Source organism: Streptomyces sp. CB03234 (assembly GCF_001905885.1).
Taxonomy (GTDB): domain Bacteria; phylum Actinomycetota; class Actinomycetes; order Streptomycetales; family Streptomycetaceae; genus Streptomyces.
In genome coordinates, this window is record NZ_LIYH01000002.1 from 1121622 (window position 1) to 1142744 (window position 21123).

A 21123-nucleotide genomic window follows, 5' to 3' on the forward strand; every position below is an offset into this window, starting at 1 on the left:
CCGGGCGGCCCCGCGCCATGGCCGTCGCACCAATATCCGGTGCCGTGATGTCGGAGGGCTGTGCGATGCTCGGCAACGTGGAGACCAGGTCCGTCAGTCCCGTGTTCGTCGGCAGAGCCGGTGAATTGACCGCACTCACCGAAGCGCTCTCCCGCGCGAACGCGGGAGAGCCGCAGGCGTTGCTCGTCGGCGGTGAGGCAGGCGTCGGCAAGACACGTCTGCTGGAGGAGTTCCTCGGCGAGGCGTGCGCCCAGGGTGCGGTCGTCGCCGTCGGCGGCTGCGTCGAGATCGGCGCGGACGGGCTGCCGTTCGCGCCGTTCTCCACCGCGCTGCGCTCCCTGCGCCGCACGCTCCCCGACGAGCTCGCCGCCGCGGCGGAGGGCCAGGAGGGCGAACTGGCCCGGCTGCTGCCCGAACTGGGCGACACGACAGGCCCGGAGCCGTACAACGAGGACAGCACCGCCCGGCTCTTCGAGCTGACCGTCCGCCTCCTGGAGCGCATCGCCGGTGACCGGACGGTCGTCCTCGCCCTGGAGGACCTGCACTGGGCCGACGCCTCCACCCGCCACCTGCTGGCCTACCTCTTCCGCACCCTGCACCGCGGCCGGCTCGTCGTCGTCGCCACCTACCGCGCCGACGACATCCACCGCCGCCACCCGCTGCGGCCGCTGCTCGCCGAGCTGGACCGCCTGCGCACCGTCCGCCGTATCGAACTGCCCCGGTTCAACCGCACCGAGGTCCACCGTCAGCTGACCGGCATCCTGGCCGCCGAGCCGGCCCCCGCCCTCGTCGACGACATCTTCCGCCGCTCGGACGGCAACGCCTTCTTCGTCGAGGAGCTCGTCGTCTGCCAGGAGGGCGGCGGCGAGCCGGGCGGACTCAGCGAGTCCCTGCGCGACCTGCTGCTCGTGCGGGTCGAACGGCTCTCCGAGGACGCCCAGAAGGTCGCCAGGATCGTCGCCGAGGGCGGCTCCACCGTGGAGTACGGCCTGCTCGCCGCCGTCGCCCGGCTGCCCGAGGACGACCTGATCGAGGCCCTGCGGGCCGCCGTCAACGCCAACATCCTGCTCGCCGTGCCCGACGGCGAGGGCTACCGCTTCCGCCACTCCCTGGTCCGCGAGGCCGTCAGCGACGACCTGCTGCCCGGCGAGCGCTCCCGCCTCAACCGGCGGTACGCCGAAGCGCTGGAGGCCGATCCCTCTCTCGTACGGGCCGACGAGCGCACCACCCGGCTCGCCAGCTACTGGTACCACGCACACGACGCCGCCAAGGCCCTGCCCGTCGTCCTCCGGGCCGCCGTGGAGGCCCGCAAGCGCCACGCGCACGCCGAGCAACTGGGCCTGCTGGAACGGGCCATGGAGCTGTGGGACGACGTTCCCGAGGACGTACGGGCGTCCCTGCGGCCCATCGACTACGCCGAGGCGTACCCGGCGTGCGGCTGCCCCGACACCACCCCCCTGCGCTACCTCGACCTGCTGGCCGAGGCGGCCGTCGCCGCGCGGCTGTGCGGTGAGCGCGAACGGGCCCTGAAGATAGTCAAGCGCGCGCTGCGGATCCTCGACGACGACAACGACCCGGCCATGGCCTCCGGCGGCAAGGACCCTCAGCGCGCCGCCTGGTTCTGGACCGAGCGGTCCCGGCTCATGTCGAACCTCGGCCGTGGCGACGGCTGGGCCGAGATCGCCACCGCGCAGGAGCTGGTGCGCGGCCTGCCGCCGTCCGCCGTCCACGCGCAGGTCCTCGCCGTGGCAGCCGGCTGGGGCATGCTGCACGCACCGGGCCCGGAGAGCCTCGCCGCGGCCGAACGGGCCGTCGAGTACGCCCGCCTGGTCAAGGCCGAGCCGGTCGAGCTCAACGCCCGCCTCACCCTCGGCGGTCTCATGGCCGACTCGGGCGACATCGAGGCGGGTCTCGCGGAGAAGTACGCGGTCCTCGACCGGACGCGCGAGCTGGGCCTGCGCAACGAGGCCGGACGCGCCTACGTCAACATCGCCTCCTGCCTGGAGGGTGTCGGGCGCTCCCGGGAAGCGGTGCGGGTCGCCACCGAGGGCGTGGAGTTCTCCCGCGAGCGGGGCCTGCGCGACAACGAGGGCTGGGTCCTGGGCAACCTCGTCGAGTCACAGATCTCGCTGGGCCACTGGGACGAGGCCGGCGAGGGCGCGCACCGGCTCCAGCGCGTCGCCTACAGCACCAAGCCACGCGCCGCCGCGCACCTCCGGCGCGCCCAGCTGGCCGGACTCCGCGGTGAACTGGGCGTCTGCGCGGAGCACTTGGCGCTCGCCCGGGAGGCGTACGGCACGCACGACCCGATGCATCAGTACCTGCTGCCGCTGGCCCAGATCGACCTGGGCGTCGCCGCCGCGCAGGGCCGTATCGCCGATGTACGGGCAGGCCTGGCCGAAGCGGCGAAGAACGGCTTCCCGCCCGGCAGCCAGCGGTACGCCTGGCCGCTGCTGCTGACCGCCGCCACGGCCGAGGCGGAGGCGCGCGGGCTGCCCGGCGCGGCGGAGGGGCGCCCCGAGGCGCTGGCGCGGATCCGCTCGTACGCGAAGCAGCTCGCCACCCCGGTCCCGGTGTGGCGGGCGTACGCGTTGTTCGTCGCCGCCGAGCTGGCCCGCGCCGAGGGCCGCGACGACGCCGACCGCTGGACGGAGGTCGTGGGCGCCCTCGGCCCGCTGGAGCGCCCCTACGAGCTGGCCCGCGCCCGGCACCGCTGGGCGGACGCGCTGCTCCTCCAGGGCGGCCACCGCGACCGCGCCGCCGAGCTGGTGCGCGAGGCGCATGGCGTCGCGGTCCACCTGGGAGCCCGCCCGCTGCGTGAGGACCTGGAACTGCTCGCGGCCCGCGCCCGCCTGCCGCTCGGTGCCCCGGCCGCCGCCACGACACCGGAACCGGACGACGAGGGCTTCGGCCTCACGCCCCGCGAACAGGACGTGCTCCGTCTGGTCGCGGTGGGCCGCACCAACCGCCAGATAGCTGAGGAGCTGTTCATCTCCCCGAAGACGGCGAGCGTGCACGTCTCCAACATCCTCGCCAAGCTCGGCGTCTCGGGCCGTGGCGAAGCCGCCGCCCTCGCCCACCGCCTGCGCCTCCTCCCCGAAGTCCTCGCCTGACCCCGCCCGGCACTGGTACCGCCCGCCCCGCCCCGGGGGCCCGTCTCAGGGCCATACGCCTGCCCGGGCACGCATCCCGCCGCCCATGGAGCCGTGCCCCATGGCGACCGCCGTAGGCGCTGCCTTGCCTCAGCACCCGCCGGCCGCGCATACGGCTGCCGGACCACCGGCCTTGTCGCCCCCGCGACGACCACTCGGCCGGCCTTCACGGCCGAGTGGCCCGGCGACCGGGCACGCGCGGCGCACGGCCCGCCCGGTCGGCGCACGGCCCGGAGGCCGAGGCCCGGACGGTCCCGCCCCAGCCGGGCTCGCGCCCCGGCTGCTAGCCGCACCCCGGGGGCGCCTCGTGGGGGCGTCCGGCCGGGCCATCGGGGGCGGTCCTGGCCGGGAGGCGTTCCGTGGCGTCAGGCGTCGGCGGGGCGAGGGGCACGTATGGTCACCGTGCCCGAGGCGAGGTCTATCGGGCCGCGGGAGGGGTCGTTGTCGCCGAGGTCCTCGCGGGTCAGCGCCAGGCGTCGGCGCTCCTCGTCGGAGTGTTTGCGGCCCGGCGCGAAGAGCTCTTCCATCAGGTTGAACACCGGCTTCCGCCTCTCACTTCACCTCCAGCTGGAGGATCCTGTCGTCGCCCGCCCCCGGGGTGCCCCGGCCGTCCGTCTCGCTGGTGACCAGCCAGACGTTGTTCCCGCCCGCCGCCAGGACCGTGCGCAGCCGGCCGTACCGCTCTTCCAGGAACGCCTGGGGGTCCGCCGAAGGTTCCGCCCCGGCCAGCGGGATGCGCCAGAGCCGCTCGCCCCGCAGTCCCGCCATCCAGACCGAGCCCTCCGCGACGGCGAGCCCGCTCGGCGAGGCGTCGGCGGGCCTCCACTGGGCGACCGGATCGACGAAGCCGGACCTGCCGCCCTTGCCCTCCACCTCCGGCCAGCCGTAGTTCTTGCCGGGCTCGATCAGATTCAGTTCGTCCCAGGTGTTCTGCCCGAACTCGGCCGCCCACAGCCGCTTCTCGGAATCCCAGGCCAGCCCCTGCACATTGCGGTGCCCGTACGAGTAGACGACCGAGTCCGCGGAGGGATTGCCGTGCGCGGGCTGCCCGTCCGGGGTCATCCGGAGGATCTTCCCGCCCAGCGAGTCCTTGTCCTGCGCCAGGCCGGTGTCACCGGTCTCGCCCGTGCCCGCGTACAACATCTTGTCCGGGCCGAACGCGATCCGCCCGCCATTGTGGATCGTGCCCTTCGGGATGCCCCGCAGCACCGTGTCGGGCGCCCCCAACTGCTGGCCGGCCGGCTTCTTCTCGTCGTACAGCATGCGGGCGATGCGGTTGTCCGACTCGGTGGTGAAATACGCGTACACCAGGTGATCGGAGGCGTACGACGGTGAGAGCGCCAGGCCCATCAGGCCGCCCTCGCCGGCCGGCGCCACCCCCGGCACCGAGCCGATCACCGTTTTCTCACCGCTCTCCCCGTCGATCCGGGTGACCGTGCCCTCGTCGCGCGAGGCGACCAGCAGATCGCCGTCCGGCAGGGCGGCCAGGCCCCACGGCGACTTCAGCCCCTCCGTGAGCGTGGACACGACCGTCACCGTGCCCTTCGCGGGCGGCGCGGACCGCGCGGACGGAGAGGGCGACCCCGGGGGCGAGGCGGACGCGGCAGGTGGTGACCCGGCGCTCCGGTCGTCCGCGGGGCGCGCGCCCCCGTCCGACGAGCACCCGGCCGCGAGCATCAGAGCGCCAGCGGCCAACACGGCCGTCACAGCAGGACGTTGCACAGTTCCGATCCCTTCAACGGCGGTGTGAGCTGCATGCCTACTCTTGATACACCGCTCGCGCCGATCACGTTCCCGTGTCCGGCCGGAGATTCCGTCCCGGGAATCAGTCCCACGACCCCCGCGCCGGCGGCAGCGCCGCGATCTCCGCCAGGTCCTCCGCCGTCAGCGACAGCCCGGCCGCCCGCGCGTTCTCCACCGCCCACCGCTCGTGCTTCGTCCCCGGCACCGGTACGACGTGCCGACCCCGCCCCAGCACCCACGCCAGCGCCACCTGCGCCGGCGTCACCCCGGCCGCCTCGCCACCGTGCCGCTCGGCCACCCGCCGCAGCCCCACCACGATCGGCTGGTTCGCGGCCATCATCTCGGCCGTGAACCGGGGGTGCCGAGCCCGCAGGTCCTCCGGCTCGAAGCCACCGCCCGGCGTCAGCGTCCCGGTCAGGAAGCCGTTCCCGAGCGGCATCGCCGCCAGGAACCCCACGCCCCGCGACGCGCACCAGGGCAGCAGCCGCCGCAACGGCTCCGGCGACCACACCGACAGCTCGGCCTGCACCGCGCTCACCGGGAACACCTGCTGGACCCGCTCCAGCTGCCGAATCGTTCCCTCATAAAGATCCGTGCCCGGACCGGCGCGGCGCGGCGAGCGGACCGCCATCGCGCACAGGCCCAGCGCCCGCACTTTCCCGGCCGTCACCAGCTCCGCCATCGCGCCCCAGGTCTCCTCGACCGGCACCTCCGGATTTGCGCGGTGCAACTGGTACAGGTCGATGACGTCGGTCTGGAGCCGCCGCAGCGAGGCGTCGCACGCCCGCCGCACATACCCCGGACGGCCGTTGGCCACGATGTGCTGCTCCCCGACGAGCAGCCCGCACTTCGTCGACACGAAGGCATCCGCCCGGCGCTCCCTGAGCACCCGGCCCAGCAGCAGCTCATTGGTGAAGGGCCCGTACATGTCGGCCGTGTCGAGCAGCGTCACCCCGGCGTCCAGCGCGGCGTGCACGGTGCGCAAGGAGCGGTCGCCGCGCTGTTGCGAGGCGCTGTACGCCCAGCTCATCGGCATGCAGCCGAGGCCGATAGCACCTACTTCGAGCGCCGTCGCCCCGATTGTCCTGCGCTCCAACTCCCCGTACCCCTCCTTGTGCCGCTCCCCAAACTAACCTCCTGACCATGACTGCTGACGTGTGGCTCCCCATTCCGGCCGACGAGATAGACGGGCTCCCCGACCCCGCCGAGTCCGGCCTGACCTACCGCTTCTGGGACGGCGGCCCGGACTTCCCGGCCGACCCGGCCGACTGTGTGTTCTACGTCGTGCCCTACATGAAGGGCACGGAGATCGCGGTGCGCCCGATGGCCGCCATGACCTCCCTGCGCGTCGTCCAGACCCTCTCGGCGGGCACCGACCACGTGACCCCGGGGCTCGGCTCGCTGCCCGCGGGTGTGGCGCTGTGCAACGCCAAGGGCGTCCACGAGGCCAGCACCGCCGAGCTGACCCTCGCACTGATCCTCGCCTCGCTGCGCGGCATCCCCGGCTTCGTGCGCGGCCAGGACAAGGAGGAGTGGCGGGCCGGTTTCTACCCCGCCCTCGCCGACAAATCCGTCCTGATCGTGGGGTACGGATCGATCGGCGCGGCCATCGAGGACCGGCTCGCGCCCTTTGAGTGCGCGCGGGTGGCGCGCGTCGCGCGCTCCGCGCGCACCACCGAGCGCGGCCCCGTGCAGGCGCTCGCGGACCTTTCCGCACTCCTGCCGCACGCCGATGTCGTCATCCTGTCCACCCCGCTGACCCCCGACACCCACCACCTCGTAGACGCCGGCTTCCTGGCCCGGATGAAGGACGGTGCCCTGCTCGTGAACGTGGCGCGCGGCCCCGTCGTCGACACCAAGGCGCTCCTCGCCGAGGCCCAGAGCGGCCGGATCAGCGCCGCGCTCGACGTCACCGACCCCGAACCGCTGCCCGCCGGCCACCCGCTGTGGCACGCCCCGGGCGTATTGATCAGCCCCCACGTCGGCGGATCGACCTCGGCGTTCATGCCCCGCGCGAAGCGTCTCATCGCCGGACAGCTCACCCGTTTCGCCGAGCGCGCACCGCTGCGGAACACCGTCCTGACCACCGGCTGAACACGCTCCGAAGCGATATGGGCGCCGTGCGTGCCCATAACACTGATGATCGTCACGGAGCGTAGAGCACCCCTGTCCCTGAGTGACGATCCTGGTGTATCGTCCCGATCTGGGGGCCGCGTCGAGCACGGACCGGCGCAGGGGAGCGACGTGATTGCCGATCAGAATCCGAGGGGGGCGACGGGCGATGCACGGTCGATGGGCTTGGGCGAACGAACCGACGCGACGGGGCAGCCGACTGCGACCCCCGACCGCGTCCCGGCCGCCGGAGGCGCGGCTGTCGAAGGCGCGGACGCCGCACGGACCCGACCCGCGCGCGGCGGTGTCCCCGTGAGCGCCCCGGGGGTGCTCATCGAGCGGCCGCCCGTCTCCGGCGGCGGCGCCGACGACGCGGCGGGTGGCGGCACGGGCGGCCTGCTGTGCCAACTGCTCCTCGCCGTGCTGTGCGGAGGCTACGCCGCCGGGGCAGCCGTCGGCTGGGGCTCCGAGGAAGTGGCCCTGATCATGGGCGACTTCGGCCTCAGCGCCGCCGCACTGGTCGCCTCCGTCTCGTGCTTCCTCTACGCACGCACGCGTGGCAGCCGTTTCCGGCCCGCCTGGCTGCTGTTCGCCTTCTCCTCGGCGATGGCGGCCGGGGGGAACACCGTCTGGGGCTGGTACGAGGTCGTGCTCGACCGCGCCGTGCCGCAGCCGTCCCTCGCCGACCTGTTCTTCCTGCTCTTCGCGCCGCCCGCCATCGTCGGGCTGCTCGTCCTCGCCAAGCGGCCGGTCACCCGCGCCGGATGGATCTGCCTCGGCCTGGACTCCTGGCTGATCGGCGGCTCGCTGCTGACCCTGTCCTGGAGCCTGGCCCTCGCCCACACCGCCCGCTTCGAGGGCGAGAGCGTCGCACGGGCCGCGCTGTCCCTCGCGTACCCGCTGCTGGACATCGTGCTGGTGAGCATGGTGCTCGCGCTGCACTTCCGGCGCTCCCAGGCCAACCGGTCCGCCGTCCACACCGCCATCGCCGCACTCGCCCTGACGGTGCTGTGCGACGCCCTGTTCACCTCGCCGCTGCTGCGCGAGCACTACCGCTCCGGCCAGCTTCTCGACGCGGGCTGGTTCGCCGGCTCCCTCCTCCTGGCCTACGCCCCCTGGGGCGCCAACCGCGCCCCCGAGAGCCCCGCCCCGCCGCGGGGGCCCCGCCAGCCCAGCCGTCCCATCGCCGGGTCGCTCGCCGCCCTCACGCCCTACCTGGCGGCCGCGGTGTGCACGCTCGGCATCCTGTACAACGTCATCGAGGACCGCACGGTGGACCGCGTCGTCGTCTTCACCGCGTGCACGGTGGTGCTCGCCCTGGTCGTACGCCAGGGGATCATGCTCCTCGACAACATCGCCCTCACCCATGAACTGGCCCAGAAGGAGAACCACTTCCGGTCCCTGGTGCAGGGCTCCAGCGACGTCATCATGATCGCCGCCCCCAACGGGGTGCTGCGCTATGTCAGCCCGGCCGCGTCCGGCGTGTACGGGCGGGAGGCCGACGAGCTCATCGGCTCCGAGCTCGCCTCCCTCATCCATCCCGAGGACCTCGGCGGTGTCGTGCACGAGGTACGGCGGTTCCTGGCCGCTCCTCCTTCGGAGGAGCCCACGACCCGCATCGAATGCCGCTTCAAGTCCGGCACCGGCGAGTGGCTCAACGTCGAGTCCACCGTCAACCGCCACCAGGGCGGTTTGATCTTCAACAGCCGGGACGTCACCGAACGGGTCCGCCTCCAGGCGCAGCTCCAGCACAACGCGGAACACGACCCGCTCACCGACCTGCCCAACCGCGCCCTGTTCACCCAGCGCGTCCGCCAGGCGCTCAGCGGCCGCCGCGCGGGCGACGCCGGCACCGCCGTGCTCTTCATCGACCTGGACGGCTTCAAGGGCGTCAACGACCGCCTCGGCCACCAGGCGGGCGACGAGCTGCTCATCCAGGCCGCCCGCCGCCTCCAGGACTCCGTACGGGCCGGGGACACCGCCGCCCGCCTCGGCGGCGACGAGTTCGCCGCCCTGATCCTCGGCGACGGCAACCCCGACCAGTCCGCGCGGGAGCCGCAGGTCCACGAGATCGCAGACCGGCTGCGGCTCACGCTCTCGCAGCCGTACCGGATCGAGGGCCAGGAGGTACGGGTCGCCGCGTCCATCGGCGTCGCCTTCGCCGAGGCCGGCATCAGCGCCGGAGACCTCCTCCGCAACGCGGACCTCGCCATGTACCGGGCCAAGGCGGGCGGCAAGAACCGCGTCGAGCTGTACGCGCCCCAGATGCAGGCCGATGTCGCACGCCGCACGGAACCGGCCGGCCGGACGCGTACCACCGCCACCGCTACCGCCACCGCCCCTGCCGCCACGGCCGCCACCACCGCCAAGGACGGCGAGTTCGTGCTCCTGCACCAGCCCGTGGTGGACCTCGCCACCGGCCGGATCGCCGCCGTCGCCGCGCAGGCCCGCTGGCGCTCCGCCCAGGGCATCCTGTTCACCCCGGCCGAGTACCTCCGGGTGGCGGACGACGCCGAGCGCGCCGCCGAGCTCGGCAGCCGGCTCCTCGAAGAGGCCGTCGAGCAGGCCGCCGAGCGCGCCAGGGTCGGCCACCGCGCGCCCGTGTCGGTGCGCTTCCCGGCCCGCAAACTGGTCGACCGGTCCATGCCGCTCGGCACCGTCGAAGCCCTGCTGACCACGTACGAACTGCCGTCGGGCTCCCTGATCATCGAGCTGTCCGACAGCGACCCGCGGATCTCCTTCGACGAGCTGGAGCGGCGCCTGGCCGGCCTGCGAAGGCTGGGCGTACGCATCGCGCTCGACGGATTCGGCAGCGGATACGCCGCGATCAACGCGCTCCGGCGGCTCCCGGTGGACATACTGAAACTGGACAGAGGCCTGGTCGAGGGCGTCGTCGAATCGGCCCGGCTGCACAAGATCACCAGCGGGCTGCTCCGCATCGCCTGTGACCTCGGCATGCAGTCCGTGGCCGACGGTGTCGACGTACCGGAGCAGGTCCTGGCGCTACGCGCGATGGGGTGCACCCATGGGCAGGGAATGGCCTTCTCCGGCCCCCTCGACGAGTACCGGCTGCGCCGCGCCCTGGTCCGGGACGAGTTCCCCGTACCCGGCGGGGCCGCCGTGCCGGTGCTCACCGGGGGTGCCCGCGGGAAGCCCCTCCCGGGTGCCATCCCCGCCGGCTACCAGAGCGTCCAGGGCCTCCTCCCGAACGCCCGTCCCGGCGCCCTCCCGACCGGCGTCCCGAACGGTGTCCCGAGCCCCGCGTCGACCACCGCCCCCAGCGCCGCCCCAGGCGCCGCACCAGGCGCCGCACCAGGCGCCGCGTCCAGCGCCGCACCAGGCGCCGCGCCCGGCACCGTACCCACAGGGCCGGACGCCGCGCCCGCCACAGGGGCCGGTGCCAGGCCCGGCGGCCCCGCGCCCGGTGGCACCTCCGGCGCCCTCCCCGGGACCCTCGCCGGCACCGTCCCCCATGCCCTACCCACCGCCCTCCCGAGCGCCCTCCCGGCGATGCGCTCGCCCCACCCGCTTCGTTCACATAATGAGACTCGCGTCCCACCCACTTGACACTGGTAGTGCGCCGGGGGGAGGGTCAATGCCATGCGCACCCGAATTCTCGTACTTGGAAAGCGCGTCGGCTGAGCACGGCCTGATGACGGCCCTGCAGACCCACACCGGCGCGCTCCCCTCGCTTGCCTCACGGCACGAGGGGTTTTTTGTTGCACTGGCACTCGAGCCAACCCAGCTAACCTCGCGAAAACCCTCAGCTTCGAGAAGAGAATGCCGATGACCGAGCAGGCCACCGGGGCCCACCATCCGCAGCCGCGGGCCCGTAACGGCGGACAGCCCTCCGCCACCGTTGAGCACGTCACGGGTGCGCAGTCCCTCATCCGTTCTCTCGAGGAAGTGGGCGCCGAGACGGTATTCGGCATCCCCGGCGGCGCCATCCTCCCCGCATACGACCCGATGATGGACTCCACCCGGGTCCGTCACATCCTCGTGCGCCACGAGCAGGGTGCGGGTCACGCCGCGACCGGCTACGCCCAGGCGACCGGCAAGGTCGGTGTCTGCATCGCCACCTCCGGGCCCGGTGCCACCAACCTGGTCACCCCGATCGCCGACGCGCACATGGACTCCGTCCCGCTGGTCGCGATCACCGGTCAGGTCGCCTCCAAGGCGATCGGCACGGACGCCTTCCAGGAGGCGGACATCTGCGGCATCACCATGCCGATCACCAAGCACAACTTCCTGGTCACCAAGCCCGAGGACATCCCCAAGACGATCGCCGAGGCGTTCCACATCGCCTCCACCGGCCGCCCCGGTCCGGTCCTGGTCGACATCGCCAAGGACGCCCTCCAGGCCAAGACCACCTTCAGCTGGCCGCCGCAGCTCGACCTGCCCGGCTACCGCCCGGTGACCAAGCCGCACGCCAAGCAGATCCGCGAGGCCGCCAAGCTGATCACCCAGGCCAAGCGGCCCGTCCTGTACGTCGGCGGCGGCGTCCTCAAGGCCGGCGCCACCGCCGAGCTGAAGGTACTCGCCGAGCTGACGGAGGCGCCCGTCACGACCACGCTGATGGCGCTGGGCGCGTTCCCCGACAGCCACCCCCTGCACGTGGGCATGCCCGGCATGCACGGTGCCGTCACGGCCGTCACGGCGCTGCAGAAGGCCGACCTGATCGTCGCCCTCGGCGCCCGCTTCGACGACCGCGTCACCGGCAAGCTGGACAGCTTCGCTCCCTTCGCCAAGATCGTCCACGCGGACATCGACCCGGCCGAGATCGGCAAGAACCGCGCCGCAGACGTGCCGATCGTCGGTGACGCCCGCGAGGTCATCGCCGACCTGGTCCAGGCCGTCCAGGCCGAGTACAGCGAGGGCAACAAGGGCGACTACAGCGCCTGGTGGAAGGACCTCAGCCGCTGGCGCGACACCTACCCGCTGGGCTACGAGCAGCCGGAGGACGGCTCGCTCGCCCCGCAGCAGGTCATCCAGCGCATCGGGCAGCTCGCCCCCGAGGGCACCATCTACGCGGCCGGTGTCGGCCAGCACCAGATGTGGGCCGCCCACTTCATCAACTACGAGAAGCCCGCCACCTGGCTGAACTCCGGCGGCGCCGGAACCATGGGCTACGCCGTGCCGGCCGCCATGGGCGCCAAGGCGGGCATGCCGGACCGCACGGTCTGGGCCATCGACGGCGACGGCTGCTTCCAGATGACCAATCAGGAACTGGTCACCTGCGCGCTCAACAACATCCCGATCAAGGTCGCCATCATCAACAACGGCGCGCTCGGGATGGTCCGCCAGTGGCAGACCCTCTTCTACAACCAGCGCTACTCCAACACCGTGCTGCACTCCGGCCCCGAGGCGGACGGCAAGCAGCCCAGCGCCGGCACCCGCGTCCCGGACTTCGTGAAGCTGTCCGAGGCCATGGGCTGCGTGGCGATCCGCTGCGAGCGCCCGGAGGACCTGGACAAGGTCATCCAGGAGGCGAACGCCATCAACGACCGCCCGGTCGTCATCGACTTCATCGTCCACGAGGACGCCCAGGTGTGGCCCATGGTCGCCGCCGGCACCTCCAACGACGAGGTCATGGCCGCCCGCGGCGTCCGCCCCGACTTCGGCGACAACGAAGACGACTGAGAGAGAGCTGAGTCAAGAAACATGTCCAAGCACACGCTCTCCGTCCTGGTGGAGAACACGCCCGGCATCCTCGCCCGGATCGCCGCCCTGTTCTCCCGTCGCGGCTTCAACATCGACTCGCTCGCCGTCGGTGTCACCGAGCACCCCGACATCTCCCGCATCACCATCGTGGTCAATGTCGAGGACCTGCCGCTGGAGCAGGTGACCAAGCAGCTCAACAAGCTGGTCAACGTCCTGAAGATCGTCGAACTCGAGCCCAGCGCCGCCATCCAGCGCGAGCTCGTCCTGGTGAAGGTCCGCGCCGACAACGAGACCCGCTCCCAGATCGTCGAGATCGTCCAGCTCTTCCGCGCCAAGACCGTGGACGTCTCGCCCGAGGCGGTCACGATCGAGGCAACAGGTTCGAGTGACAAGCTCGACGCGATGCTGAAGATGCTGGAGCAGTTCGGCATCAAGGAGCTGGTCCAGTCCGGCACGATCGCCATAGGGCGTGGCGCCCGGTCCATCACGGACCGCAGCCTGCGGGCCCTGGACCGTTCCGCGTAGCGAGACCCCTCAACTTCCACATCCCTCCCCGCCGTACGGTGGGACGCAACATCAGCACACCAAGGAGAAACCCAGTGGCCGAGCTGTACTACGACGACGACGCCGACCTGTCCATCATCCAGGGCCGCAAGGTCGCGGTGATCGGTTACGGCAGCCAGGGCCACGCCCACGCGCTGTCGCTCCGTGACTCGGGTGTCGACGTCCGCGTCGGTCTGCACGAGGGCTCCAAGTCCAAGGCGAAGGCCGAGGAGCAGGGCCTGCGCGTGGTCACGCCGGCGGAGGCCGCCGCCGAGGCCGACCTGATCATGGTCCTGATCCCGGATCCGATCCAGGCCCAGGTCTACGAGGAGTCCATCAAGGACAACCTGAAGGACGGCGACGCGCTGTTCTTCGCGCACGGCTTCAACGTCCGCTTCGGCTTCATCAAGGTCCCGGCCGGCGTCGACGTCGCCCTCGTCGCCCCGAAGGGCCCGGGTCACCTGGTCCGCCGTCAGTACGAGGAGGGCCGCGGCGTTCCGGCGATCGCCGCCGTCGAGCAGGACGCCACCGGCAACGCGTTCGCGCTGGCCCTGTCGTACGCCAAGGCCATCGGCGGCACCCGCGCGGGCGTCATCAAGACGACCTTCACCGAGGAGACCGAGACCGACCTGTTCGGCGAGCAGGCCGTGCTGTGCGGCGGCACGTCCGCGCTGGTCAAGGCGGGCTTCGAGACCCTGGTCGAGGCCGGCTACCAGCCGGAGATCGCGTACTTCGAGTGCCTCCACGAGCTGAAGCTGATCGTGGACCTGATGTACGAGGGCGGCCTGGAGAAGATGCGCTGGTCGGTCTCCGAGACCGCCGAGTGGGGCGACTACGTCACCGGCCCGCGGATCATCACCGACGCCACCAAGGCGGAGATGAAGAAGGTCCTCGCCGAGATCCAGGACGGCACGTTCGCCAAGAACTGGATGGACGAGTACCACGGCGGCCTGAAGAAGTACAACGAGTACAAGACGCAGGACTCCGAGCACCTGCTCGAGACCACCGGCAAGGAGCTGCGCAAGCTCATGAGCTGGGTGGACAACGAGGAGGCGTAAGCCTCATGGCGGCGGGTCCGGACAGACGTCCGGGCCCGCCCGTCTTCATGGGACGGGTCATTGGACTGACTGTCCAACCACGGACGGGTGATCCTTCCGCCGCGGCGGAAAGGATGTCACTCACCACCACTACACTTCTCAACACATACGCGTCAGGCCCACAGCGTCGTGCGTCTTCCACGCGGCAAGCCCCCTCCACCGCATGCGGCCGTCGGGACGGCCGTCCGCACTGGACTTGTGAGGACCCACGTGAGCTCGCATCCCCCCGTCAAGCCGACAGTATTGATCGCTGAAGAGCTGTCGCCCGCCACTGTCGACGCGCTCGGCCCCGACTTCGAGATCCGGCACTGCAACGGCGCCGACCGAGCCGAATTGCTGCCCGCCATCGTGGACGTCGACGCCATCCTGGTGCGCTCCGCCACCAAGGTCGACGCCGAGGCGATCGCCGCGGCCACCAAGCTCAAGGTCGTCGCCCGCGCGGGCGTGGGCCTGGACAATGTCGACGTCTCCGCCGCCACCAAGGCGGGTGTGATGGTCGTCAACGCGCCGACGTCCAACATCGTCACCGCCGCCGAGCTGGCCTGCGGTCTGCTGGTCGCCACCGCGCGCAACATCCCGCAGGCCAACACCGCCCTCAAGAACGGCGAGTGGAAGCGGAGCAAGTACACGGGTGTCGAGCTCAGCGAGAAGACCCTCGGCGTCGTCGGCCTCGGCCGCATCGGCGTCCTGGTCGCGCAGCGCATGTCCGCCTTCGGCATGAAGATCGTCGCGTACGACCCCTACGTCCAGCCGGCGCGCGCCGCGCAGATGGGCGTCAAGCTCCTCACGCTGGACGAGCTGCTGGAGGTCTCCGACTTCATCACCGTCCACCTGCCGAAGACCCCCGAGACGCTCGGTCTGATCGGCAACGAGGCGCTGCACAAGGTCAAGCCGACCGTCCGCATCGTCAACGCCGCGCGCGGTGGCATCGTCGACGAGGAGGCGCTGTACTCGGCGCTCAAGGAGGGCCGGGTCGCGGGCGCGGGCCTCGACGTGTACGCGAAGGAGCCCTGCACCGACTCGCCGCTGTTCGAGCTCGACCAGGTCGTCTGCACCCCGCACCTGGGCGCGTCCACGGACGAGGCGCAGGAGAAGGCCGGTATCGCGGTCGCCCGTTCGGTGCGCCTCGCCCTCGCCGGTGAGCTGGTCCCGGACGCGGTCAACGTCCAGGGCGGTGTCATCGCCGAGGACGTCAAGCCGGGCCTGCCGCTCGCCGAGCGCCTCGGCCGGATCTTCACCGCGCTGGCGGGCGAGGTCGCGGTCCGGCTCGACGTCGAGGTGTACGGCGAGATCACCCAGCACGACGTCAAGGTGCTGGAACTGTCCGCGCTGAAGGGCGTGTTCGAGGACGTCGTCGACGAGACGGTGTCGTACGTGAACGCGCCGCTGTTCGCGCAGGAGCGGGGCGTCGAGGTCCGGCTGACGACGTCGAGCGAGTCGCCCGACCACCGCAACGTGGTCACCGTGCGCGGCACGCTCTCGGGCGGCGAGGAGGTGTCGGTCTCCGGCACGCTGGCCGGCCCCAAGCACCTCCAGAAGATCGTCGCCGTCGGTGACTACGACGTGGACCTGGCGCTCGCCGACCACATGGTCGTCCTGCGGTACGAGGACCGTCCGGGCGTCGTCGGCACCGTCGGCCGCATCCTCGGCGAGGCGGGCCTGAACATCGCGGGCATGCAGGTCGCCCGCGCGGCGGAGGGCGGCGAGGCGCTCGCGGTCCTCACGGTCGACGACACGGTCCCGCAGCACGTGCTGACGGAGGTCGCGGACGAGATCGGCGCGACGTCGGCCCGCTCGGTCAACCTGACCTGACGGTCACCGCTTCGGCGGCACAGCCACGCACGCACCCGGCTCGCGGAGCTTTCCGCGGGTCGGGTGCGTTGCTGTTTGTGCCGGTGTGGTCCGGATGGCCCGTATCTCTGCCGTTCCGTTGATCGTTGAGGGGGTCAACGTGCCTTGTGTGCACGGCCAAGCCCAGACATCACCGCAGGGAAAGGCCTTGGCGTGAGCAACAGCGACAAGCGGCAGCAGTTCGACCGGATCGACACGGACGGGGATGGTTACATCACCGCGGAGGAGCTGAGGGAGTCGCTGGACGGCGACGGCCGCGTCAGCGAGGAGCACGTCGCCACGATCGTCAGGATGGCGGACGAGGACGGCGACCGCCGTATCGACTTCGACGAGTACGCGAAGTTCGTCCGCTAGGGCGGCGTTCGGTCAGAGCCGGTGCGCCTTGAGCGCCATGTGGAGCAGGAGCCGGTCCTCGCCGTCGTCAAGGTCGAGGCCGGTCAGCTGTTCCACGCGGGAGAGGCGGTAGTAGAGCGTCTGCCGGTGGATGCCGAGGGCCGCCGCCGTGCGGCCCGCCTGGCCCGCGCAGTCGAGGAACACCTCGGCGGTGCGGGCCAGTTCCGTGTGCGCGGGTGCGAGCAGGGCGCGGACCGCCTGGTCGTGGGGCGGGGCAGGGGGGAGCGCGGTCAGCAGACGGTACGGTCCGATCGACGCCCACTGGGCCAGTGGCCCGAGCCGGGGCTGGGCCATGGCCGCGCGGGCGGCGGCCGTCGCCTCCCGCCACGCCTCCCCGAGGTCGCCCAGCCCCCGCCGCGGGTCGGCGACCCCCACGACGACGCCGGGCTCCGCGTGGGCACGCGGCCCGGCGCCCACGCCCTGGCCCACGCCCTGGCCGGCGGCCCGGTGGGACCCGGCGCGGCGGTTGGCCTGGAGGTCCCCGCTGGGCCCGGCGTTGCCGGTACGCCGGGCGCGCCCCGCCCCGGCCCGGTCACCCGGGCCCTCCGCGCCCCGCCCGGCCGGGGCCGCGTCCGCGGTACGCCCCGCGGCGGCGGAGGCCCCGGCGCCCCCCGTGGCCCGCTCGGCCGCGGCGTTCCCGGTTGTCCCGGTGTGCCCGGCTGCCCCGGCGTCCCTGGTGGGGCCGGCCTCCGGGGCCCCCATGGGCCGGTTGCGGCCGGCCTCGCCGGTACGCCCGGTGCCGCCCGCGCCGTGCCGGGCGTTGGCCCAGCCGCCTGGGGCCGCCGCCGCGTCCCGTACGGCTGCTACGCCCTCGGCGGGTGCGGCGTCTCCGGTACGCCCGGGGGCCCCGGCGCCCTGGGCAGGGGCGGCGGCCGCGGTGTCCCCGGTGCCTGTGCGGCCCGGAGATCCCGCGCCGCCGCGGGCTGCCCATGCGGCTGTGGGCGGGACATCCGCCGGCGCGCCGGCCGCCGCGTCGCGGAGGCGGCTGGCCGCCGTGAGGGCGGGGCTCAGGGAGTCGGCCGAACGGAGGCGGATCAGGGCGGCCAGCCCGTACGCGCCAAGCCCGCGCGCACCCGCGCCGTGCGCGCCGTGCGCGCCCGCGCCGGCCGGGGCCGCGCCAGGCACGCCGGTCGTGCCGTCCGCGCCCCGTGCCTGGCCCTCCCGTCCCGGCCACGGCACCGTGCACAGGGCCGCCGCGCCCGGGGCCGTGCGCATCGAGGGGGTTTCCGCGCCGGGCCAGGGGGCGACGCACACCAGGGCGTGCAGGCCGTCCGCGTCGCGGCCCAGTGCCGTGCGCAGCGCGGCCAGCGCCATGTCGTACTGCCAGCCCCGCTCGGCCGTCAGGACGCCCCGCAGCTCACGCGAGAGGTCCGCGTCCGCCCGCTCCTCGTCCGCGAGCAGCGCGCCGATCCGTGACGCCACCCCCATGGCCGCCGTCAGCCGGTCGGGCGAAGGTCCCGGGTCGGCGTCCAGCAGCCACACATACCCGAGCACGACGCCCCGGTGGCGTACCGGAAGGCAGATCCGGTCCCGGTAGACGCCCGCGTCCGGAGCGGCCGGGATACGGACCGGGCCGGTCGCCCGGGCGATGCCGAAGCCCTCGAACCAGGCGCGCACCGCGGGCGTGGACTTCCGCGTGAGGATCGAGCGCGTACGGACGGGGTCCATCGCCGTGTCGTCGTCGCTGTCGTGGGCGCCGAAGGCGATCAGCCCAAAATCGCGGTTCTCCAGCGTCGCGGGGGCGCCCAGCAGCGCCGAGATCTCGTCGACCAGCTCTTGGTAATCGGCCTTCACCCGGACATTCTGCCACCCGCTCAGACATCTGTATGAGATGTGCGGCACGGATGCGTGACAGCTGTCGATGGCCCAGCATCGGAGCGATCCTTAGGTTTCACGGTGGTTCTCCGTGCCGTTCCGGATCTGTTCCGTAATGGCCCCCTTCAATCCGTGTTCCGTGGAGGTGCCCCGTGCTGGGTCCCGTGATCCTCGCCGCGTCGCGCAGTGACAAGATGCGCCGTTTTGTCTCTGCCGCTCCGGGCACCAAGCAGGTCGTTGGCCGGTTCATCGCCGGTGAGACGGTCGAGCAGGTCATTCCGGTCGTCCAGGAGACGGTCGCCAAGGGCCTGGAGGTCACGCTGGACGTGGTCGGCGAGGACATCACCACCCGCGATCAGGCCCACGCCGCGCGCGACGCCTACATGGAGCTGATCGAGCACCTGGAGGAGCTGGGCCTGGGCGCCAGGGCCGAGATGTCGGTGAAGCTGTCGATGTTCGGCCAGTCCCTGGAGGGCGGGCACGAGCTGGCGCTCGCCAACGTCCGCCGCGTCGTCGAGGCCGCCGCCTCCATCGGCACCACGGTCACGCTCGACGCGGAGGACCACACCACCCTCGACTCGATGTTCGCGATCCACGAGGAGCTGCGGAAGGACTTCCCGCAGACCGGCTGCGTCATCCAGGCGTACCTCTTCCGTACCGAGGAGGACGCCCGCCGCCTCGCCGCGAACGGCAGCCGCGTACGTATCGTGAAGGGGGCCTACAAAGAGCCCGCCTCGGTCGCGTACCAGGACAAGCACGAGATCGACAAGGCGTACGTCCGGATCCTGAAGATCCTGATGGAGGGCGACGGCTACCCGATGATCGGGTCGCACGACCCGCGACTCATCGCCATCAGCCAGGAGCTCGCGCGCCGCGCCGGGCGCAAACTGGACGAGTACGAGTTCCAGATGCTGTACGGGATCCGCAGCGACGAGCACGTGCGGCTCGCCGCCGAGGGACACCGGATGCGCGTCTACACCGCGTACGGAACCGACTGGTACGGGTACTTCATGCGCCGTCTCGCGGAGAAGCCGGCCAACCTGCTGTTCTTCGTCCGCTCGATGATCACCAAGAACTAAGAGGAGTTACGGAACTCATGGACGCTGTGACCCAGGTCCCCGCTCCGGTCAACGAGCCGGTCCACACCTACGCCCCCGGCTCGGCCGAGCGCACCCGCCTGGAGGCCAAGCTCAAGGAGCTGGCCGAGAACCCCATCGACCTCCCGATGACCATCGGTGGCGTCAAGCGGATGGGCGGCGGTGAGCGTGGCCACGTCGTGCAGCCGCACAACCACCAGAAGATCATCGGCACCTTCGCCGGCGCCACGCAGCAGGACGCGCAGGACGCGATCGACGCGGCCCTCGCCGCCGCCCCGGCCTGGCGCGCCATGTCCTTCGACGACCGGGCCGCGATCATCCTCCGCGCCGCCGAGCTGCTGGCCGGCCCGTGGCGCGAGACCATGGCCGCCTCCACCATGCTCGGCCAGTCCAAGACCGTCCAGCAGGCCGAGATCGACACCCCGTGCGAGCTCGTCGACTTCTGGCGCTTCAACGTCAAGTACGCCCGTGACCTGCTCGCCGAGCAGCCGCCGGCCAACGCCCCGGGTGTGTGGAACCGCCTCGACCACCGTCCGCTGGAGGGCTTCGTCTACGCGATCACGCCCTTCAACTTCACCGCCATCGCGGGCAACCTCCCCACCGCCCCGGCCCTCATGGGCAACGTGGTGGTCTGGAAGCCGTCCCCGACGCAGACCCACGCCGCCGTGCTGCTCATGGAGCTGCTGGAGGAGGCCGGCCTGCCCAAGGGCGTGATCAACCTGGTGACGGGCGACGGCATCGCCGTCTCCGAGGTGGCCCTGCACCACCCGGAGCTCGCGGGCATCCACTTCACCGGCTCGACCAAGACCTTCCAGCACCTGTGGAAGACGGTCGGCACCAACATCGAGAAGTACCGCGGCTACCCGCGCATCGTCGGCGAGACGGGCGGCAAGGACTTCGTCGTCGCACACCCGAGCGCCGACCGCGCCGTGCTGAAGACCGCGCTGACCCGCGGCGCCTTCGAGTACCAGGGCCAGAAGTGCTCGGCGACCTCCCGCGCGTACATCCCGGCCTCGATCTGGAACTCCGGCTTCAAGGAGGAGTTCGCCACCGAGGTCGACGGCATCAAGATGGGTGACGTCACCGACCTGACGAACTTCATCGGCGCCGTCATCGACGAGCGGGCCTTCGCCAAGAACAAGGCCGCCATCGACCGCGCCAAGGCCGACCCGACCTGCACGATCGTCGCGGGCGGCACGTACGACGACTCGGTCGGCTACTTCGTCCGCCCGACCGTCGTCGAGTGCACCGACCCGGCCAACGAGGTCTTCACCACCGAGTACTTCGGCCCGTTCCTCGCGGTGTACGTCTACGAGGACGACCAGTACGACGCGATGCTGGAGCAGATGGAGTCGGTGTCGGCGTACGCGCTGACCGGCTCGGTCATCGCGAACGACCGCGCGGCCGCCGCGTACACGATGCACAAGCTGCGGTACGCCGCGGGCAACTTCTACATCAACGACAAGTCGACCGGCGCCGTGGTCGGCCAGCAGCCCTTCGGCGGCGGCCGCGCCTCCGGTACGAACGACAAGGCGGGCGCCCCGCAGAACCTGATGCGCTGGACGCTGACCCGCGCCATCAAGGAGACGCTGGTTCCGCCGACGGACTACACGTACCCGCACATGGGCTGACGCCCACTCCACAAGCACCGCCCCCGTA

At 72.0% G+C, this 21123-nt stretch carries 13 protein-coding genes and 2 pseudogenes; 10 read left to right on the forward strand and 5 right to left on the reverse strand.

Annotated elements, in window-relative coordinates:
• The first annotated feature begins 17 nt into the window (after nt 1–17).
• Complete coding sequence (locus tag AMK26_RS12040; RefSeq protein ID WP_443333155.1) at nt 18–3113, forward strand: helix-turn-helix transcriptional regulator; 3096 nt, start codon at nt 18–20, stop codon at nt 3111–3113.
• A gap of 404 nt (nt 3114–3517) precedes the next feature.
• On the opposite strand, the gene AMK26_RS37240 is transcribed toward AMK26_RS12040, so the two are convergent.
• The 3 genes from AMK26_RS37240 to AMK26_RS12050 form a co-directional block, all read right to left on the reverse strand.
• Complete coding sequence (locus AMK26_RS37240; protein WP_198944034.1) at nt 3518–3691, reverse strand: DUF6191 domain-containing protein; 174 nt, start codon at nt 3689–3691, stop codon at nt 3518–3520.
• Between the two features lie 13 nt (nt 3692–3704).
• Nucleotides 3705–4829 carry a PQQ-dependent sugar dehydrogenase gene (locus AMK26_RS12045; RefSeq protein WP_198944057.1) on the reverse strand — a complete coding sequence of 375 codons (1125 nt, stop codon included), beginning with the start codon at nt 4827–4829 and terminating at the stop codon, nt 3705–3707.
• A 148-nt stretch (nt 4830–4977) separates the two neighbouring features.
• Nucleotides 4978–5991 carry an aldo/keto reductase gene (locus tag AMK26_RS12050; RefSeq protein ID WP_073754507.1) on the reverse strand — a complete coding sequence of 338 codons (1014 nt, stop codon included), beginning with the start codon at nt 5989–5991 and terminating at the stop codon, nt 4978–4980.
• A gap of 47 nt (nt 5992–6038) precedes the next feature.
• Here AMK26_RS12050 and AMK26_RS12055 point away from each other — a divergent pair, with 47 nt between their 5' ends.
• From AMK26_RS12055 to AMK26_RS12085, 7 genes are all read left to right on the forward strand, one after another.
• Nucleotides 6039–6989, forward strand: a complete 951-nt coding sequence (locus AMK26_RS12055; protein ID WP_198944035.1) for a 2-hydroxyacid dehydrogenase — start codon at nt 6039–6041, stop codon at nt 6987–6989.
• A 330-nt stretch (nt 6990–7319) separates the two neighbouring features.
• Entirely contained in the window at nt 7320–10574 is a 3255-nt protein-coding gene (locus AMK26_RS12060; protein WP_241837862.1) for an EAL domain-containing protein, read from the forward strand.
• 213 nt (nt 10575–10787) lie between these two features.
• Complete coding sequence (locus AMK26_RS12065; protein WP_073754509.1) at nt 10788–12647, forward strand: acetolactate synthase large subunit; 1860 nt, start codon at nt 10788–10790, stop codon at nt 12645–12647.
• Between the two features lie 21 nt (nt 12648–12668).
• Nucleotides 12669–13193 carry an acetolactate synthase small subunit gene (gene ilvN, locus AMK26_RS12070; protein WP_019889675.1) on the forward strand — a complete coding sequence of 175 codons (525 nt, stop codon included), beginning with the start codon at nt 12669–12671 and terminating at the stop codon, nt 13191–13193.
• A 74-nt stretch (nt 13194–13267) separates the two neighbouring features.
• Nucleotides 13268–14269, forward strand: coding sequence for a ketol-acid reductoisomerase (gene ilvC, locus AMK26_RS12075; protein WP_073754510.1), 1002 nt, complete (start codon nt 13268–13270; stop codon nt 14267–14269).
• A gap of 249 nt (nt 14270–14518) precedes the next feature.
• The gene (serA, locus tag AMK26_RS12080) at nt 14519–16120 is read left to right on the forward strand and encodes a phosphoglycerate dehydrogenase (protein ID WP_073754511.1); all 1602 of its coding nucleotides are present in this window, start codon (nt 14519–14521) and stop codon (nt 16118–16120) included.
• Between the two features lie 192 nt (nt 16121–16312).
• Nucleotides 16313–16513, forward strand: a complete 201-nt coding sequence (locus AMK26_RS12085; protein ID WP_073754512.1) for an EF-hand domain-containing protein — start codon at nt 16313–16315, stop codon at nt 16511–16513.
• Between the two features lie 12 nt (nt 16514–16525).
• Here the strand turns inward: AMK26_RS12085 and AMK26_RS38330 are convergent.
• Nucleotides 16526–16939, reverse strand: a pseudogene (locus AMK26_RS38330) (PucR family transcriptional regulator); the annotation flags it as partial.
• A gap of 558 nt (nt 16940–17497) precedes the next feature.
• Nucleotides 17498–18346, reverse strand: a pseudogene (locus tag AMK26_RS36120) (PucR family transcriptional regulator); the annotation flags it as partial.
• 173 nt (nt 18347–18519) lie between these two features.
• On the opposite strand from AMK26_RS36120, the gene AMK26_RS12100 reads away from it, so the two are divergent.
• The gene (locus AMK26_RS12100) at nt 18520–19446 is read left to right on the forward strand and encodes a proline dehydrogenase family protein (RefSeq protein ID WP_073754513.1); all 927 of its coding nucleotides are present in this window, start codon (nt 18520–18522) and stop codon (nt 19444–19446) included.
• A 17-nt stretch (nt 19447–19463) separates the two neighbouring features.
• A complete protein-coding gene (gene pruA / locus AMK26_RS12105; protein WP_073754514.1) occupies nt 19464–21095 on the forward strand; it encodes an L-glutamate gamma-semialdehyde dehydrogenase in 1632 nt (543 codons plus the stop codon).
• The last annotated feature ends 28 nt before the right edge of the window (nt 21096–21123 follow it).

Coding starts and splice junctions, on each gene's coding strand:
- AMK26_RS12055 (WP_198944035.1), top strand. CDS start 6,039: ATGACTGCTGACGTGTGGCTCCCCATTCCGGCCGACGAGATAGACGGG.
- pruA (WP_073754514.1), top strand. CDS start 19,464: ATGGACGCTGTGACCCAGGTCCCCGCTCCGGTCAACGAGCCGGTCCAC.
- AMK26_RS12065 (WP_073754509.1), top strand. CDS start 10,788: ATGCCGATGACCGAGCAGGCCACCGGGGCCCACCATCCGCAGCCGCGG.
- ilvN (WP_019889675.1), top strand. CDS start 12,669: ATGTCCAAGCACACGCTCTCCGTCCTGGTGGAGAACACGCCCGGCATC.
- AMK26_RS12045 (WP_198944057.1), bottom strand. CDS start 4,829: ATGCTCGCGGCCGGGTGCTCGTCGGACGGGGGCGCGCGCCCCGCGGAC.
- AMK26_RS12040 (WP_443333155.1), top strand. CDS start 18: ATGGCCGTCGCACCAATATCCGGTGCCGTGATGTCGGAGGGCTGTGCG.